Genomic DNA, 15,936 nt, shown 5'->3' with positions numbered 1-15,936 from the left:
TGGGGGCCCGCGCCGCAGGGCCGGTCCCCGTGTGCCGTGCGTAGAAAATGTGCGCGAAACGTGAAAGCGAGCGGGAGCCTAGCCAGGGCGCGACGGCGGCGACAAGTACCGAACAGTGCGCCGTCTCCGCCCAATAAGCCGATATGGCCGAAGATCTACTGGCCGATGTCCCACGCCCATGGGTGGCGGGCGAGCGCGCGGATCCGAGGGCCTCGCGGGGGTGCCGTCCCGGCGCGGAGCGTTCCGCTTCACAGGCGCACAGCGGCCTGTCCGCCGTGCCTGCCCGAACTCGCGACCGGGGAGCGGTCTCCGCGGCGCGGCATGCGTCGCCGCTCCGTCCGCGGGCCGCGGCGGCCGGTGCGAGGCGCACGGTCCGAGCAACGTTGCTCAGCCGAACTCCATTGCCGACGAAGGCAACTGATGGCCCCTCACATGCCGCCGGGTCGGCCTGTCGCGCCTCTCGCCGGTGTCCCCGCGCCCGCCGCGACCGCGGGAGGCATTGGCCGACAATCCACCCTGCGCGGCGGTGGATGTCGGCCAGATGGCCACATGTGAGGCCTGACGCCCGTGCAGGCATGGGCCGTGGCCCCCGCCGAGATGCGGAAGGGCATCCGCCCTTTTACAAGTGCTTGCTCTGCCGGGTACCTTGTCTCGCATGGAACCAGGTGATTCGACCAAGCAGGCACGGGCCGCCGCCCAGCTGCGCAAGGGCGTCCTGGAGTACTGCGTCCTCGCCCTGATGCGGGACCGCCCCCGCTACGGCGTGGAACTGCTCCACGCCCTGGAGGAATCCGGCGCCCTCGCCACCAGCCAGGGCACCGTCTACCCGCTGCTCTCCCGGCTCCGCCGCGACGACCTGGTCACCACCACCTGGCAGGAATCCGCCTCCGGACCACCGCGCCGGTACTACGCGCTCACCGACAGCGGCCGGGCGGCGCTCGACGAGTTCACCCGCGTCTGGCCCGGCTTCCGCGACGCCGTCGACGCCTTCCTGACCGCCCCGCACCCACCCACCGGAGACTCCGCATGAAGACCTCAGCCGACCCCGTACGCGACTACCTCTCCGCCGCCGGACGGGAGAGCGCAGCCCTTCCCGCCGACCGCCGTCAGGAGCTGCTCGCCGACCTCGCCGAGCACATCGAGGTGACGCGTGCCGAACGTCCCGAGGCCCCGATCGGCAGGATACTGGCCGAGTTGGGCGACCCCCGCACGATTGCGGCGACCGCGCTGGCCGAGGCAGGGAACGCGGCGGCCGGAGCCCGGACCCGGACCGGTGTCGACGCCCCCGCGCGGCGAGGCAGGGTGCACCCCCTGGTCCCCCTCCTGATGCTCACCCTCTCGCTGCCCTTCATCATGATCTTCCCCGACCTCCCCGGGCCGGTGTTCGGCGTCCTCTTCCGCGTCGCGGGCGCCGTCCTGCTGTGCACCTCGGTGCACTGGACCACCGTCCAGAAGACCACCGGCGTACTGGTGACCGCCGTCCTGCCGACCGTCGTCATCGCCACGTGGAACCTCTCGGGCGCCCCGGCCGGCACCCCGTCGCTGGTGGCCAACCTGGTCACGCTCGCCCTGCTGACCGGCGCCGCGGCATGGCTGTGGCGGGTCCGCCGCGCCTGAGCACGGTCTTCGGGCGGCACGGGAGCGGAGTACGGTGGCGGTACCGAGCGCACCTCGCACGCCGTCACCGTTTCGGCGTCGCCCTCGGGGAACGGCAATCCCGGAGCGCATCGCGTCCGGCCGGAAATGAGCCGCCCCATGAGTCCGATGAGCCTCGGAGTACTCGCCTCCTCGCACAAGGAGAACGAGTTCCGGCTGCCCCTGCACCCCAGCCACCTCGAACGGATCCCCGCGGACCTGCGCCGGAGAATCTTCCTCGAACAGGGTTACGGCCGGCGGTTCGGCGTCGCCGACGACGCGCTGCGACCACTCGTGGCGGGCCTGCGCACCCGTGCGGACCTCCTCGCCGAGTGCGACATCCTGCTGCTGCCCAAGCCGACCCACGACGACGTCGCCGAACTGCGCGAGGGCCAGATCCTGTGGGGGTGGCCGCACTGTGTGCAGGACGAGAAGATGACCCAGCTGGCCATCGACCGGCGGCTGACGCTGATCGCCTGGGAGGCCATGAACCACTGGACCTCCACCGGCGCCTTCAGCGTCCATGTGTTCCACAAGAACAACGAGCTGGCCGGCTACTGCTCGGTGCTGCACGCCCTTCAGCTCGCCGGGCTGACCGGCAGTTACGGCCGCCGTCTGCGGGCCGTGGTGATCAGCTTCGGCGCCACCGCCCGCGGAGCGGTCACCGGTCTGGGCGCCATGGGGATCTCCGACGTCACCGTCCTCACCCAGCGTGCCGCCGCGGCCGTCGCCTCGCCGATGCCGTCGGTCGTGATGGGCCACTTCAAGGAGGACGACGACGATCCCTCGCGCCTGTGCGCCGAGACCGGCTCCGGCACGGTGCCGCTGGCGGAGTACCTGGCCGGGTTCGACGTCGTCGTCAACTGCGTCCTCCAGGACACCGACGCTCCCCTGACGTTCGTGACCGACGACGAACTCGCCCTGTTCCGGCCCGGGACCCTGTTCGTCGACGTCTCCTGCGACGAGGGCATGGGCTTCGGGTGGGCGCGTCCGACCACCTTCGGCGAGCCCATGCTCGACACGGGGCCGGGCTGCCACTACTACGCCGTGGATCACAGCCCGTCGCATCTGTGGAACTCCGCCACCTGGGAGATCAGCGAGGCGCTGCTTCCCTATCTGCGCAAGGTCATGAGCGGCCCGGCGGCATGGGACGCCGACGTGACGGTCGAGAAGGCCATCGAGATCCGCGACGGCGTCGTCCAGAACCCGAAGATCCTCTCCTTCCAGCACCGGCAGGCCGCATACCCCCATGCCCCCGCCGCCCCGGCGGCCGTGCCGCACCCGGAGCCACGGACATCGTCCGTCTGACCCGCCGCCCCGACCGCACCGGCGCTCCCCGGCGGGCGGGGCGACCGGCGGCGCCGGCGGTGCCGGGTCACGCACGCGGCCGGGCCGGCGCCTGAACGGCTTCGGCCGGGACGCGGTGGTCGACGCGTGCACGCCCCGGCGGAGCCGGGTGGGCCGCGCCGGGGCGTGACGGACGGCTGACGGCATGCCGGGAGTTCCGCGCCGCCGCACCCCCGGCCGAGGGGGCCGACCGGCCGACGGGCCGACGGCCCGACCAGTCGAGCGGTCGGCGCGCGGCTCGGACGGTCAGCGGGTGGAGGTGGTCCGGTGCTCCTTCAGGGAGGCGCAGTTGGAGCCGGTCACCTGGACCGTGGTGTTGGCGATGCCGCCGCCCCAGTCCACGCAGTGGCCCTTGCCGATGACGTACGACGGACCCGCGTACGACGTGTAGCGCCCGTAGTCGTCGTCGCCCTCGTTCGTGTCGGGCACGTAGATCCAGGCCGACATGTCCACGGCGTTGCCGGGGTTGTTGCGGATGGTGACGACGCAGTTGTTCCCGTTGGCGGCGTTGTAGGTGAGGTAGACGGTGCCCAACGAGCCGATGGCGGCGGAGTTCACGGTCTTGTAGCCACTGCCGCAGACCTTCTGCGGAGTGGTGTTCGGCGTGGCGGACGCGGGTGCCGCCAGCGCGGTCGTGGCCCCCACCGACACCGCGGCCAGCGTCGCGGCGCCCAACATGGCGTGAGTGAAGCGCATATTTCCCCCTTGTGTACTTAGGAGTTGGTTGCTCCTGCCATAAGTGACGGGCGAGCCGTTCGGATGGTTGTGCCGGATTTACCACCGTTTTCGGCCACAACTGACGCCCCGTTTGGCCGAGTTGAAGCACAACCGAAAAGCCCCCGCCCTACACGCCAGGTGGCGGCCGTCGGGCGGGGGAGCGGGGTGGGCCGGTCGAGCCGGCCGGGTCGGGTGCGGCCGGCTCGTCGGGGCGTCAGGGACGTCAGTCCAGGCAGAATTCGTTGCCCTCGACGTCCTGCATCACGATGCACGACTCGTTCTCCTCGTCGGCGACGAGGACTTGCACGCAGGTCGCGCCGAGGGCGAGCAGGCGGTCGCGCTCGGCCGTGAGGGTGGCCAGCCGCTCCTCGCCCACGAGGCCGGTGCCGACCCGCACGTCGAGATGGACCCGGTTCTTGACGACCTTGCCCTCGGGGACGCGCTGGAAGTACAGCCGCGGTCCCACGCCCGAGGGATCGCTGCACGCGAACCACGCCCCGCGCTCCTCGGGGGGCAGGGTGCCGTTGAACTCGTCCCAGGTGTCGAATCCCTGGGGTGGCGTCGGCGCCTCGTACCCCAGCACCTCGCACCAGAAGCGGGCCACCCGCTCGGGGTCCCCACAGTCGAAGGTGACCTGGAACGTCCTGATCGTCGTCGTCATCGGATCACCGTAACAGGGACGCCCTCCCGCTCAACTCCCGTTTCCGCGGGGGTGATGGAGGGGCCGGGCAGGCCTCCGGGACCACGGCCGACTGCCCGTTCGCGCGATGAGCAAGGGCTGGAAGAAGCCGGTCGGCCCGCACGACCGGGTTCCGTGGAACCGGTCGTGCGGGCGCCCCCCGGCCCCCGTTCCCGTGCCACCGGAGGTATGCGGCGCTACCGGAGGTATGCCGCGAGCGGCAGGTTCTGCCGGCGTACGTCACCGGCGACGAGACGGGCGATCTGTTGGGCGCCGTACGTCTCGAAGTGGGTGTGGTCGTTGCAGAAGAAGGCGCCGAGGGGTCCGGACCCGTAGTCGCCGTTGTTCGGGCAGAACCGGACGCTGTTGTAGAGCGACACGCTCAGCGTCTGGAGGTCGATGACGGGCGACCCGGTGGCCGTTCCCGCGGCGAGGGTCTGGGCGATGAAACCGCGGTTCTTGGTCGCCGTGCTGCCGGAACAGGTGATGGCGGCCACGGAGGTGAGGACGACCGGGTGCGCCCCCCGGGCCTGGGCCGCCCGTGCCATGGTGGTCAGCAGTTGCTGGAAGCGGGCCGTGCCCACGTGCTTGGGGCAGGCCGAGGTCGAGTCGTTGATGCCGAACTGGATGAAGAGGTAGTCCCCGGCCTTCATCCCGGTGCTCGCGCTCAGCATCGCCTGCCAGCGTGCCGAGTAGGCGGACGAGGTGAGTCGGCATTCGCCGTCCGAGCCCTTGGCTCCGCTCACGTTCCCCTCGTACATCCAGGTCTGGATGCTGCGGCCGCTCACCGCCTGGTTCCTGACGGTCACGTCGCCGTTGAACAGCGCGTCGAACTGGCTTCCCCAGCCGACCGGGCAGCGCCCGGACCCCGGGTTCGCCATCGTGGAGTCGCCGGCCAGCCACACGGTCACCGGCGCGGCCGCCGCTCGTGTCGCGGCCGCCGTGCCTCCCGCGGCCGGGGTGCGTGCCGCGTCCGGCGCGGCGTGGTGCGTGGAGCCGGCGCAGTTCGCCGTCGTGCTCCCGGCCGCCGAGGCGGCGCGCACGCCGAGGCTCGACAATGCCAGGACCAGTACGGTCGTGACGAGTATCCGTAACTTCTTCATCGGGTCCCTCCCGGGGACGGGCGCGGCCGCGAGGCGGTCAGTGCAGGTACGCGGCCAGGGGCAGGTTCTGTTCCCGGATGCTCTGGAGCAGCAGCCCGCCGATCCGGGTCGCGCCGTACTGCGAGAAGTGGGTGTTGTCCGTGACGCCGTCGACGGAGGAGCGCAGGAAGAGCTGCGCGGAGGCGGACGGCCCGAGGGACTCGACCAGCGCCTTGCTCCTGGCCGTCAGATCGATCACCGGCACCCGCTGCGCCGAGGCGACCGCGCGCATCTCCGCCGGCAGGTTCACGCCCACGCCGTTGACGTGCAGGGCCGTCGGCGTGAGCCGGGCGCCGTCGAACAGCCGGCGGACCGGTGGCGTCACGAGGACCGGAACACCGCCCTTGGCGCGGATCCGCGTGATCATGGCGGTGAGGTTGCCGCGGTAGGCGGACGCGGTGGTCTGCTTGTCGTTGTGCCCGAGCTGGATGAAGACCGGATCGTTCGCGCCGACCTTCGACAGCATCGCCGGGAACAGCGCCGAGTTGCCGAGGAAGCTTCCCGAACTCTCGCCCGAGTCGGCGTAGTTGGCGATGGACGCCCCGGCGCGCACCGCGGTGGTGATCATCTGGCCCCAGCCCGTGTAGGGGGCCGACGGCTGGTCGCACACGGTCGAGTCGCCGGCCAGGTAGGCGACCAGCGGCCGGGTCGCCGGTTTCACCGAGACGGCGGTGACCCGCGGGGCGGACCCCGTGAACCGGATGTCCAGACCGGGGTTCCCGGTCCCGCCCTGGCCGGTGGGCTGCCCCTCCGGCTGGCGTACGTCGACGGTGAACGAGTACGCGGCGACGGCGCCGGCGGCCGTCGTCGTCGCAGGAAGCATCAGACGCCGGGCCTCGACCCACATCTCGGTCTGCCCGGCGGTCGCCCCGCCGAGGGAGACCGTGACGTCGTATTCGCCCGGTGCGACGGCGTAGTGGCAGGTGAGGGGGGAGGTGCCGGTGCAACCCGCGGGCGCGGCGGCGGAACCGGGTCCGGTCGTGGCCCCGGCGCGGGCGGCGCCCGCGCCGGCCAGGGCGGCCACGGTCAGGAGGCCCGCAGCCGCCAGCCGCGCGCCCTGCCCGCCCCGGCCTCGTGGAGCCGTGCTCATTGCTGACATGTGTCTCGTCCTTGTCGACGAAGAGGTGTTGATCGAGGAAGGGTGGAAGCGAGGGTTCACGGGGCTTCGTTCAGGCCTGGGTGAAGCCGTTCATGATGACGGTGGGCCGCTTGGTGGCGGAGTCCCAGGCGCCCATGGTGTAGCCGGTGAACGGGGACATGCCCTCCGGCTCCCAGTAGAAGATGCCCTGTCCGCCGGTCGCCCTCAGCGCCTTGATGTAGGCGACGAGCGAGGCCTGCGTGGCGGACGCCCGGTCCACCCGGCCGCCGAACTCGCTCTGCAGGAACGGCTTGCCGTAGGCGGCGGAGATCTTCTGCATGTTCGCCACGATGCCGGGCGCGAGGTCCGCGCTGCCGTAGGAGGAGAACACCGACATGTCCCACTTGCCGCCGTTGGCCGCGTAGCGGCTGAAGAACGTCGTCATGGAGTCGTACTTCTGCGGCTGGGCCAGGTGAATGCAGACCGTGGAGTTCGGCGACACCGCCTTCACCTGCGTGTACGCCGCGTTGAGCAGCCCGGTCAGCTGGGCCGCGTTGGAGACGCTGCCGACCGGGCGGCAGATGCCGCTGTTGATCTCGTTGCCGATCTGCACCCAGGTCGGCAGCACGTCGTTGTTCCTCATGACCGTCATGGTCTGGTTCACGTACGTGCCCATCGCGGAGCGCATCTGGCTGTAGCTCATGTTCCGCCAGGCGGCGGGCGGGTTCTGCACGCCGACGGAGTTCCACGTGTCGCCGAACATGTAGTCGAGCATGATCGACATGCCGGCGGCCTTGATCCGCTTGGCGAACGCGGCGACCTCGTTGATGCCGCAGTGTCCGTTGGCAGGGTCGCCGGACGGGTTGACGAACGTGCGCAGCCGGACGGCCGTGATGCCGTATCCCTTGAGGATGGTGAGCAGATCCTGCGTCTGCCCGCTCGCGTTCTTCCAGGAGTACCCGCGGGCCTCCATCTGCGGCGCCCAGCTGATGTCGACGCCCTTGACGAACCCTGCCGCGGCATCGGCCGGCGTCTCGAGTTCCGCGAACGCGGCAGCGGTGGCGATCGCTCCGGCCGTGGCGGTGGTGGCCTTGAGCAGTGTCCTTCGGCTGATCCGTCCGGGACCGGACGCATGGGTGGGGGACATGGTCTCTCCTCCCTGCCCGTCGGCCGCACCTGGAGCGTCGCGGCGGTCGGGCAGTCGGTCGTGGGGGGTGGTGGAGGCGGTGAGGGGTGGTGGGGATGGTGAGGGACGCGCAGTGCGTCAAGTGCCTTGGGTGCGGCAGGTGGAGCCGGTGCCGGGGACCAGGTACGGCGAGGCCGGCGGCGACCGGGTGGGGGCCCGGACGTCGTACCCCCCACGGGATGCGGGGGCGGGAGGCGGGGTGCGGGGTGCGGGCGGTCGGTTCATCGGGCCCGGGACCCGCGCCCGCCGACCCGTGGAGTTCTGTGAGCGATCCCAGATATGCAGCGAGTTGACGCACGAGGCTTCTCGCGAGGCCCCATCCGTCAACGGATCCACGGCGCTTGACGACTGTGTTCGTTCACATGAAGCACGAGATGCATCACGCAGTTTCCCGGTCGGGCCCATGGCTGTCAATCGTCTGTGCCGCCCCAACTCACGGACCCGAACAGGGTCGAACATCGAGTCGGACAGAATCCTTGACGACTCATCACCTCCTCCTTACGCTCCCCCTCTGTGGGAGCGTTCCCACGCCCCGCAGACCGTCCGACTGAAAGACCCGCCGACAGACCGAATGAGAGAACGACCGGCTGAACGACCGGCTGATCGACCGGCCGGTCGGCAGGGCGACGGCGACCGACCGAGCGCACCGTCGCCCTCGCGCCCACCCCCTGGGCCGTGCTCCCTCATCCCCCACACACCACACCCCCACATCCACACCGGAGGTCACCGTGGCCGACTCCGCCGGGCGCCCCCACGCGCCGTGGTCCGAGCGACGTGGAGGCCGGTCACCGGGCCGGCTGATCAGCGGTATCGCCGCCGCCACCGCGCTGGCGGCCGCCGCCCTCACCGGACTGTCCCCGACCGCCGACGCCGCCACCGCACGGCAGGTCGAACGTCTCGACCGGGGACTGACCAGCACCCACTCCAGCAGCGGAAACCTGGTGTCGTGGCGTTGGCTCGCCACCGACCCCGGTGACGTGGCGTTCAACGTCTACCGGGGTGGCGTCAGGCTCAACTCCTCGCCGATCGGCACGTCGACGAACTACTTCGACGCGGGCGCCCCGGACTCGGCCGGGTACACCGTGCGCGCCGTGGTCGCCGGAACCGAACAGGCCCCCTCGGAGCCCGCGTTGCAGCTCCGGCCGGGGTATCTGAACGTGCCGCTCTCACCGCCGGCCGGCGGCACCACACCCGACGGCGTCGCCTACACCTACGAGGCCAACGACGCCTCGGTCGGCGACCTGGACGGCGACGGCCGTCTCGACCTGGTCCTGAAGTGGTATCCCACCAACGCGAAGGACAACTCGCAGTCCGGCTACACCGGGAACACGATCATCGACGGGCTGAAGCTCGACGGCACCCGGCTGTGGCGGATCGACCTGGGCCGCAACATCCGCTCGGGCGCCCACTACACGCAGTTCCAGGTGTACGACTACGACGGCGACGGCAAGGCCGAGGTCGCGATGAAGACCGCCGACGGCGCGCGGGACGGCGCCGGCACGGTGATCGGCAGCTCGTCCGCCGACTACCGCAACTCGTCCGGTTACGTGCTGTCCGGACCCGAGTACCTGACCATGTTCAACGGTCAGAGCGGCAGGGCGATGCAGAGCGTCGACTACGTCCCGGCCCGCGGCACCGTCTCGTCCTGGGGCGACTCCTACGGCAACCGCGTCGACCGCTTCCTCGCGGGAACCGCGTATCTCGACGGCTCCCGTCCCTCGCTGGTCATGGCGCGCGGCTACTACACCCGGACGGTGATCGCCGCCTGGGACTGGCGGAACGGGCAGTTCACGCGCCGCTGGACCTTCGACACGAACTCCTCCTCCAACAGCGGCAAGGGCTACGACGGCCAGGGCAACCACAGCCTGTCCGTCGCCGATGTCGACGACGACGGCAAGGACGAGATCGTCTACGGCGCCATGACCGTCGACGACAACGGATCCGGTCTGTGGACCACGCGCATGGGCCACGGCGACGCCATGCACGTCGGGGACCTCGACCCCGCACGGGCGGGCCTGGAGGAGTTCAAGGTGTCCGAGGAGTCCGGCAAGCCCGGCTCGTGGATGGCCGACGCGCGCACCGGACGGATCCTCTGGCAGACGGTGGGCGGATCCGACAACGGCCGGGGCGTCGCCGCCGACGTCTATGCCGGCAGTCCGGGCGCCGAGGCCTGGTCCGCCTCCGACACCACGCTGCGCTCGGCGACCGGAGCCTCCCTCGGCCGGGAGCCCTCCAGCGTCAACTTCCTGTCGTGGTGGGACGGCGACACCGTGCGCGAACTGCTCGACGGCACCCACATCGACAAGTACGGCACCTCCGGCGACACCCGTCTCCTGACGGCCTCGGGCGTCCACGCCAACAACGGCACGAAGTCGACGCCGTCGCTGTCCGGGGACATCCTCGGCGACTGGCGGGAGGAGGTCGTCTGGCCCACCGGCGACAACCGCGCCCTGCGGATCTACAGCACGCCGTACCAGACGAGCACCCGCATCACCACGCTGCTCCACGACACCCAGTACCGCACCGCGCTCGCCTGGCAGAACACCGCCTACAACCAGCCGCCGCACCCGAGCTTCTTCATCGGCGCCGGCATGCCCACCGCGCCCCGCCCGGCCGTCTACACACCCTGACCGGAACGGGCGGACGGCAGGGGTCCCGGAACCTGCTCCGTCGCCGAGCCGATGCGTCCCGTCGTCCGGCCGTCCCGTCGTCCGGTCGTGTCGTCGGTCGGTCGTGTCGTCGGGACGTCCCTGTTCCGTAAGGGTTTCATGGTTCCGAACCGGCCGTGTGCGCAGGTGGGATGGGACCATGAAACTGCACGTGTCTCCGCCGGCGTTCCGGGGCCGGCTGCACGATCCCCGCACGGCGACCTCGATCGGCCGCTGGCTCGGGGCGGCGTTCGCGGTGTGCTTCGTCACCGGTCTGATCAGTCACTTCATGCAGCACCCGCCCGGCTGGTTGGCCGACGGCATCCCGAGCCGCCCGGTCTGGGGCTACCGGTTCACGCAGGGCCTGCACGTCGCCTCCGGCACCGCGGCGATCCCGCTGCTGCTCGCCAAGCTGTGGACGGTGTATCCGCGGCTGTTCGCCTGGCCGCCGCTGAGGTCGGTCAGGCACGCCCTGGAGCGGCTGTCGGTGGCGGTGCTGGTCGCCGGGTCCGTCTTCCAGGTGTCGACCGGCCTGCTGAACACGGCCCAGTGGTACCCGTGGCCCTTCTCGTTCGTGCCGGTGCACTACGCGGTGGCGTGGCTCGTCGTCGGGGCGCTGGCGCTGCACGTGGCGGTGAAGGCGCCGGAGATCCGGGCGCACTGGACCCGCCGGTCGCCGGGGACGCTCGCCCTGCCCGTGCAGGACGGACCGGACCGGCGTTCCCTGCTGGCCGCGGTGGGCGCGGCGGTCGGGGCCGTCACGCTCACCACCGTGGGCCAGTCGTTCACCCCGCTGAAGGACTTCCTGCTGTTCGCGCCCCGGGACCCGGACAAGGGGCCCCAGTCGCTGCCGGTGAACCGGACCGCCGCGGCGGCCGGTGTCGGCCGGGTCGCCGAGGAGGCCTACCGGCTGGTGGTCGCCGGTCCGCGGCCCTGCACCCTCACCCTGGACGAGCTGCGCGCCATGCCGCAGCACGAGGTGGAACTGCCGATCGCGTGTGTGGAGGGGTGGAGCAAGTCGGCGCGCTGGAGCGGTGTGCGCGTCGTCGATCTGCTGGACCGCGCGGGGACGCCGGCCCATGCGCGGGTACGGGTGGTCTCCTTGCAACTGCGCGGCGGCTACCGGGTGTCGGAGATGGGCCATGAGCACGCCCGGGACCCGCTGACGCTGCTCGCCCTGCGGCTGAACGGCGAGGAACTCGACCCCGACCACGGATACCCGGCGCGGCTCATCGCCCCGAACCGGCCGGGTGTGCTCCAGACCAAATGGGTGGGCCGGCTGGAGGTGGCGGGATGAAGGCGCTGCGGGTGCTGCTGGGCGCGGTGGGCGTGGCGCTCATGGGCGTCGGCGCGTTCCAGCTGACGGACGTGCGTGATCCGGTCGGTGTGCTGGTCTGGCTGGGAGGGGCGGTCCTCCTGCACGACGCGGTGATCGCCCCCCTGCTGCTGCTCGTCGGGTTCGTGCTGGTGCGCCGCCGCGCCCGGGGGCCCGTGCGGGGCGCGCTGCTCGTCGCGGGCGCGCTCACGGCGGTGGCACTGCCCGTGCTGCTGCGACCGGGCAGGACGGCCAACCCGTCGGTGCTGCCCCTCGACTATCCGCGCAACTGGCTGATCGCCATGGTGGCCGTGGCGACGACGGCGGCACTGTGGGCGGCCGGGCGCGGGCTCGTGCGCCGACGGCGGCGGCCCGACCGGTGACCTTCCGGCCCGGCCGCCGCCGCACGCGCCGCCGTGCACGCGGTCGCATACACACACGCGCGCCCGTACGTGACGCGGGGCGCGACGCCTTACAGGTGTCTTACGCCCGCCGGGCGGCCGGCGTATCGGCACCGCCGCGCCCCTAGCGTGAGCGGATGCGATCTCTGCGTACTGCGCGCGTCACGGCGCTGGTCACCGCCCCTCCGCTGCTGCTGGCCGCCGCGGGCCTGGTGCATCCCCGGCATCTCACGCCGGTGACGGCGGGCGACTGGGCCGGGCTGCACATCGTCCTGCTGCCCGTCTTCCCCCTCCTCGTCCTCGGTCTGGTGGTCCCGCTGTGGGGGAGGCCGCGCCGGGACATGGACGGGGCGCTGACGCTGCTCGCCTGGGCCGGATGCCTCTGCTTCGCCGCCTACTACTCCGGGCTGGACGCGGTGGCGGGCATCTCCGCCGGGACGATGGTCGAGCACGGCGTGCACGGGGCGGCCGGGCGGCTGTTCGCCACCGGCGACGAACTGGGTCTGACCGGGGTCTACGGGCTGGCCGTGGCCTCGCTGGCCTGCTGCGCGGTGCTGTGGCGGCGGCACGGCGTCCGGGTCCTGCCGGGCGCGGCCGTCCTGCTCGCCGCCTGCTGGTCGTTCGCCGACAGCCACATCTTCTGGCCGCGGGGCGTGTTCACCATGCTGGGCTTCGCCGCGGCCTTCGCGCTGCTGACGGTGACGGCGGCCCGGCCGGCCGGGCCGCCGCGGGAGCCGCGGGAGTCGCGGGAGCCGGAAAGGCTTACGAACCCCTGACGTCCGCGGGTGGCACGGCCCGCGACCGGGCCGCAAGCCCTACGGTCGGTGACATGTTGATCCTGGTCACCGGAGGCGCGGGCTTCATCGGCTCGCACATCGTCACCGCTCTCCTCGGCGCGGGGCACGAGGTGCGCGTCCTCGACGCGCTGCTGCCCGCCGCACACCGCACCGCGCCCGACATCCCCGACGGGACGGACTGGCGGCACGCCGACGTCCGCGACAGGCAGGCCGTGGCCGACGCGCTGCGGGGCGTGGACGCCGTCTGCCACCAGGCCGCGATGGTCGGCCTCGGCAAGGACTTCGCCGACGCCCCGGACTACGTCGGCTGCAACGACCTCGGCACCGCCGTGCTCCTGGCCGCGATGGCGGAGACGGGCCCGCGCCGCCTGGTGCTGGCGAGTTCGATGGTGGTCTACGGCGAGGGACGCTACGAGTGCTCCCGGCACGGCGTCGTACGGCCCGGACCGCGCCGGGTGGCCGACCTGGAGGCGGGCCGCTTCGAGCCGCCCTGTCCGCGCTGCGGGCAGCCGCTGGCCGCCGGCCTGGTGGACGAGGACGCCCCGGCCGATCCGCGCAACGTGTACGCGGCCACCAAACTGGCCCAGGAACACCTGGCCGCCGCCTGGGCACGGGCGACCGGCGGGCGGGTCGCCGCCCTGCGCTACCACAACGTGTACGGCCCGGGCATGCCCAGGGACACCCCGTACGCGGGCGTCGCCTCCCTGTTCCGGTCCGCCCTCTCGCGCGGCGAGGCCCCGCGCGTCTTCGAGGACGGCGGCCAACGCCGCGACTTCGTGCACGTCCGGGACGTCGCGGGCGCCAACCTCGCGTCCCTGGACGGCTTGGAGGGCGCCCCGGACGGCGGCCTGCGGGCCTACAACGTGGGCAGCGGGGAGCCGCACACGGTGGGCGAGATGGCCGGTGCGCTGGCAGCGGCGTACGGCGGACCGACGCCGATGGTCACGGGGGAGTACCGGCTCGGCGACGTCCGCCACATCACCGCCGACTCCCGGCGGCTGCGCGAGGAGTCGGGCTGGAAGCCGGGGGTCCCCTTCGCGGAGGGGATGGCGGAGTTCGCGACATCGCCGCTGCGCGCCGGGTAAGGTCCTCCGCCCTCCGCCCTCCGCCCTCCGCCCTCCGCCCTCCGCGTCCGCGTCCGTGCCGGTGTCCGGTGGTCGCCGTCAGACCACCGCCGGCAGGTGCACCTCGAACCGGCAGCCGCCCGGCACGTTGCACACCGCCGCGCGTCCCTGGTGGGCCTCGACGATGCCCCGCACGATGGCCAGGCCGAGGCCCGCGCCGGCCGGGGGAGTGCGGGCGTCGGTGCCGCGCCAGCCGGTGTCGAAGACGCGGGGCAGGTCCTCCGGGGCGATGCCGCCGCAGCCGTCGGTCACCGAGAGCACGACGCGGTCGGCCTCGCGGTGCGCCGCGACGGCGACCGTGCCGTCCGCGGGCGTGCGGCGGATCGCGTTGACGAGCAGGTTCGCCAGGACGCGGGACATCTCGCGGCCGTCGACCTCCACCGGCACGGCGTCGACCCCGTGGCCGACGAGCCGCACCCCGTGTTCCCTGGCCAGCGCGTCGACTCCGGCGATGGCGTCGCCGACGAGGTCGTAGACGGACATCCGGGTGGGGGAGAGGGCGAGCACCCCGGCCTGGATGCGCGACAGTTCGAACAGGTCGGCGACCATGGCGCTCATCCGGCCCACCTCCCCGCGGATGCGGCTGAGGTATATCCGGGGGTCGTCGACCATGCCGTCCTCGAGGGCCTCGGTCATCGCCTGCAGACCGGCCAGCGGGGTGCGCAGGTCGTGCGAGATCCAGGCGACCAGTTCGCGCCGGGAGGCCTCAAGGGTGCGCTCCCGTTCCCGGGAGGCGGCGAGCTTGTCGCTGGTCGCGGCCAACTGGCGGCTGAGCTGCGCGAGTTCCGCGGTCGGCGCGGCGGCGGGCGGAGTGAAGCTGCCGTCCTCCCCGAGGGCGCGCGTGGCCTCGGCCAGCTCCCGGCTGCCCCTGACGACGCTGCGGCCCAACAGCAGCGCCACGACGAGCGAGACGACCGCCGCCATCGAGCACACCATCGTCACGACCCACAGGTCGTGCTCGGAGAGGAACATCGCCCACGACACCAGCATGGTCCCGGCCAGCATCGCCGCCACGGTGACGGCGGCGACCACGGCCAGCGACACGGAGACGGAACGGTGCCGCAGGCCCCGCAGGGCCGCCGCGCCCGCCAGTCCGGCGGCCGCCGCGCCGATCGCCGCGTAGAGCGCGATGAGGAGCGTGTCACCGACCATCGCCGACCTCGCCCTCCGCGCCGCCGGGAGGGTCGAAGCGGTAGCCGACGCCCCACACGGTGCTGATCAGACGGGGGCGGGCCGGGTCGTCCTCGACCTTCTCGCGCAGTCGCCGCACGTGCACGGTGACCGTCGACAGATCGCCGAACTCCCAGCCCCAGACCCGCTGCATCAGCTGCTCCCGGCTCGTCGCCCGGCCGGGGTTCCGGATGAAGAACTCCAGCAGGTCGAACTCCCGGATGGTGAGGGCCAGTTCGGCGCCGTCGCGGGTGGCGCGCCGGGCGGCCGGGTCCAGGGCGAGCGGTCCGGCGCGCAGCCAGGTCCCCGACGCCCCGGTCCGGGCGGCGGTCGGCGCGCCGGACCGGCGCAGCACGGACTCCACCCGCAGGACCAGCTCCCGGGGGCTGAAGGGCTTGGTGACGTAGTCGTCCGCGCCGACCTCCAGGCCGAGGATGCGGTCCTCCTCGTCGCCGCGCGCGGTCAGCATGATCACCGGGAGGGGCGCGGTCGCGCGGATGCGGCGGCAGACCTCGAGCCCGTCCATGCCGGGGAGCATCAGGTCCAGCACGACCAGGTCGGGGGTGCGCAGGGCGGCCTGGGCGACGGCGGCCGGGCCGTCGGCGGCCACGTCCACGGCGAAGCCCGCCCGGTCGAGGTATCCGGCGACGACCTCGGAGACGGTGGGGTCGTCATCGACGACGAGTACGCGTTTCAC

The 15,936-nt window shown here is 72.4% G+C and carries 15 protein-coding genes; 8 read left to right on the top strand and 7 right to left on the bottom strand.

Going from position 1 to position 15,936, the window contains the following annotated elements:
• The first annotated feature begins 655 nt into the window (after positions 1-655).
• The 3 genes from OG802_RS01115 to OG802_RS01105 all read left to right on the top strand — a co-directional run bounded on the left by OG802_RS01115 (position 656) and on the right by OG802_RS01105 (position 2,943).
• Entirely contained in the window at positions 656-1,030 is a 375-nt protein-coding gene (locus OG802_RS01115) for a PadR family transcriptional regulator (protein ID WP_329406230.1), read from the top strand.
• Entirely contained in the window at positions 1,027-1,617 is a 591-nt protein-coding gene (locus OG802_RS01110) for an HAAS signaling domain-containing protein (protein WP_329406228.1), read from the top strand. The genes OG802_RS01115 and OG802_RS01110 overlap by 4 nt, the downstream gene beginning before the upstream one ends.
• A 138-nt stretch (positions 1,618-1,755) precedes the next feature.
• On the top strand, positions 1,756-2,943 hold the full coding sequence (locus tag OG802_RS01105; RefSeq protein WP_329406227.1) for a N(5)-(carboxyethyl)ornithine synthase: 1,188 nt from the start codon (positions 1,756-1,758) through the stop codon (positions 2,941-2,943).
• A 285-nt stretch (positions 2,944-3,228) separates the two neighbouring features.
• Here OG802_RS01105 and OG802_RS01100 read toward each other — a convergent pair whose 3' ends face one another.
• From OG802_RS01100 to OG802_RS01080, 5 genes are all read right to left on the bottom strand, one after another.
• Positions 3,229-3,678: a spore-associated protein gene (locus tag OG802_RS01100; RefSeq protein ID WP_329406225.1), complete on the bottom strand. Its 450-nt coding sequence runs from the start codon at positions 3,676-3,678 to the stop codon at positions 3,229-3,231.
• Positions 3,679-3,922: 244 nt separating this feature from the next.
• On the bottom strand, positions 3,923-4,360 hold the full coding sequence (locus OG802_RS01095) for a VOC family protein (protein WP_329406223.1): 438 nt from the start codon (positions 4,358-4,360) through the stop codon (positions 3,923-3,925).
• 215 nt (positions 4,361-4,575) lie between these two features.
• Positions 4,576-5,481 (bottom strand): GDSL-type esterase/lipase family protein, encoded by a 906-nt coding sequence (locus tag OG802_RS01090; RefSeq protein ID WP_329406221.1) that lies wholly within the window; start codon positions 5,479-5,481, stop codon positions 4,576-4,578.
• A 37-nt stretch (positions 5,482-5,518) separates the two neighbouring features.
• A complete protein-coding gene (locus OG802_RS01085; protein ID WP_443055429.1) occupies positions 5,519-6,610 on the bottom strand; it encodes a rhamnogalacturonan acetylesterase in 1,092 nt (363 codons plus the stop codon).
• Positions 6,611-6,689: 79 nt separating this feature from the next.
• Positions 6,690-7,745, bottom strand: a complete 1,056-nt coding sequence (locus OG802_RS01080; protein ID WP_329406218.1) for a glycosyl hydrolase 53 family protein — start codon at positions 7,743-7,745, stop codon at positions 6,690-6,692.
• Between the two features lie 767 nt (positions 7,746-8,512).
• On the opposite strand from OG802_RS01080, the gene OG802_RS01075 reads away from it, so the two are divergent.
• The 5 genes from OG802_RS01075 to OG802_RS01055 all read left to right on the top strand — a co-directional run bounded on the left by OG802_RS01075 (position 8,513) and on the right by OG802_RS01055 (position 14,030).
• Positions 8,513-10,414 carry a rhamnogalacturonan lyase gene (locus OG802_RS01075; protein WP_443055155.1) on the top strand — a complete coding sequence of 634 codons (1,902 nt, stop codon included), beginning with the start codon at positions 8,513-8,515 and terminating at the stop codon, positions 10,412-10,414.
• A 178-nt stretch (positions 10,415-10,592) separates the two neighbouring features.
• Complete coding sequence (locus tag OG802_RS01070) at positions 10,593-11,729, top strand: molybdopterin-dependent oxidoreductase (RefSeq protein WP_329406216.1); 1,137 nt, start codon at positions 10,593-10,595, stop codon at positions 11,727-11,729.
• Positions 11,726-12,130 carry a hypothetical protein gene (locus tag OG802_RS01065; protein ID WP_329406215.1) on the top strand — a complete coding sequence of 135 codons (405 nt, stop codon included), beginning with the start codon at positions 11,726-11,728 and terminating at the stop codon, positions 12,128-12,130. The genes OG802_RS01070 and OG802_RS01065 overlap by 4 nt, the downstream gene beginning before the upstream one ends.
• Before the next feature lie 155 nt (positions 12,131-12,285).
• Complete coding sequence (locus OG802_RS01060; RefSeq protein WP_329406213.1) at positions 12,286-12,924, top strand: hypothetical protein; 639 nt, start codon at positions 12,286-12,288, stop codon at positions 12,922-12,924.
• A gap of 53 nt (positions 12,925-12,977) precedes the next feature.
• On the top strand, positions 12,978-14,030 hold the full coding sequence (locus OG802_RS01055) for an NAD-dependent epimerase/dehydratase family protein (protein WP_329406212.1): 1,053 nt from the start codon (positions 12,978-12,980) through the stop codon (positions 14,028-14,030).
• 78 nt (positions 14,031-14,108) lie between these two features.
• Here the strand turns inward: OG802_RS01055 and OG802_RS01050 are convergent, their stop codons facing one another.
• Both OG802_RS01050 and OG802_RS01045 read right to left on the bottom strand, forming a co-directional pair.
• Positions 14,109-15,221: a sensor histidine kinase gene (locus tag OG802_RS01050; protein WP_329406210.1), complete on the bottom strand. Its 1,113-nt coding sequence runs from the start codon at positions 15,219-15,221 to the stop codon at positions 14,109-14,111.
• Entirely contained in the window at positions 15,211-15,936 is a 726-nt protein-coding gene (locus OG802_RS01045; protein ID WP_329406209.1) for a response regulator transcription factor, read from the bottom strand. The genes OG802_RS01050 and OG802_RS01045 overlap by 11 nt, the downstream gene beginning before the upstream one ends.

It is taken from the genome of Streptomyces sp. NBC_00704, assembly GCF_036226605.1.
Lineage (GTDB): Bacteria > Actinomycetota > Actinomycetes > Streptomycetales > Streptomycetaceae > Streptomyces.
This window is presented reverse-complemented; position numbering and strand designations above follow the sequence as displayed.

Coding starts and splice junctions, on each gene's coding strand:
- OG802_RS01070 (WP_329406216.1), top strand. CDS start 10,593: ATGAAACTGCACGTGTCTCCGCCGGCGTTCCGGGGCCGGCTGCACGAT.
- OG802_RS01090 (WP_329406221.1), bottom strand. CDS start 5,481: ATGAAGAAGTTACGGATACTCGTCACGACCGTACTGGTCCTGGCATTG.
- OG802_RS01065 (WP_329406215.1), top strand. CDS start 11,726: ATGAAGGCGCTGCGGGTGCTGCTGGGCGCGGTGGGCGTGGCGCTCATG.
- OG802_RS01060 (WP_329406213.1), top strand. CDS start 12,286: ATGCGATCTCTGCGTACTGCGCGCGTCACGGCGCTGGTCACCGCCCCT.
- OG802_RS01115 (WP_329406230.1), top strand. CDS start 656: ATGGAACCAGGTGATTCGACCAAGCAGGCACGGGCCGCCGCCCAGCTG.
- OG802_RS01050 (WP_329406210.1), bottom strand. CDS start 15,221: ATGGTCGGTGACACGCTCCTCATCGCGCTCTACGCGGCGATCGGCGCG.
- OG802_RS01110 (WP_329406228.1), top strand. CDS start 1,027: ATGAAGACCTCAGCCGACCCCGTACGCGACTACCTCTCCGCCGCCGGA.
- OG802_RS01100 (WP_329406225.1), bottom strand. CDS start 3,678: ATGCGCTTCACTCACGCCATGTTGGGCGCCGCGACGCTGGCCGCGGTG.
- OG802_RS01085 (WP_443055429.1), bottom strand. CDS start 6,610: ATGAGCACGGCTCCACGAGGCCGGGGCGGGCAGGGCGCGCGGCTGGCG.
- OG802_RS01105 (WP_329406227.1), top strand. CDS start 1,756: ATGAGTCCGATGAGCCTCGGAGTACTCGCCTCCTCGCACAAGGAGAAC.
- OG802_RS01055 (WP_329406212.1), top strand. CDS start 12,978: ATGTTGATCCTGGTCACCGGAGGCGCGGGCTTCATCGGCTCGCACATC.
- OG802_RS01095 (WP_329406223.1), bottom strand. CDS start 4,360: ATGACGACGACGATCAGGACGTTCCAGGTCACCTTCGACTGTGGGGAC.
- OG802_RS01080 (WP_329406218.1), bottom strand. CDS start 7,745: ATGTCCCCCACCCATGCGTCCGGTCCCGGACGGATCAGCCGAAGGACA.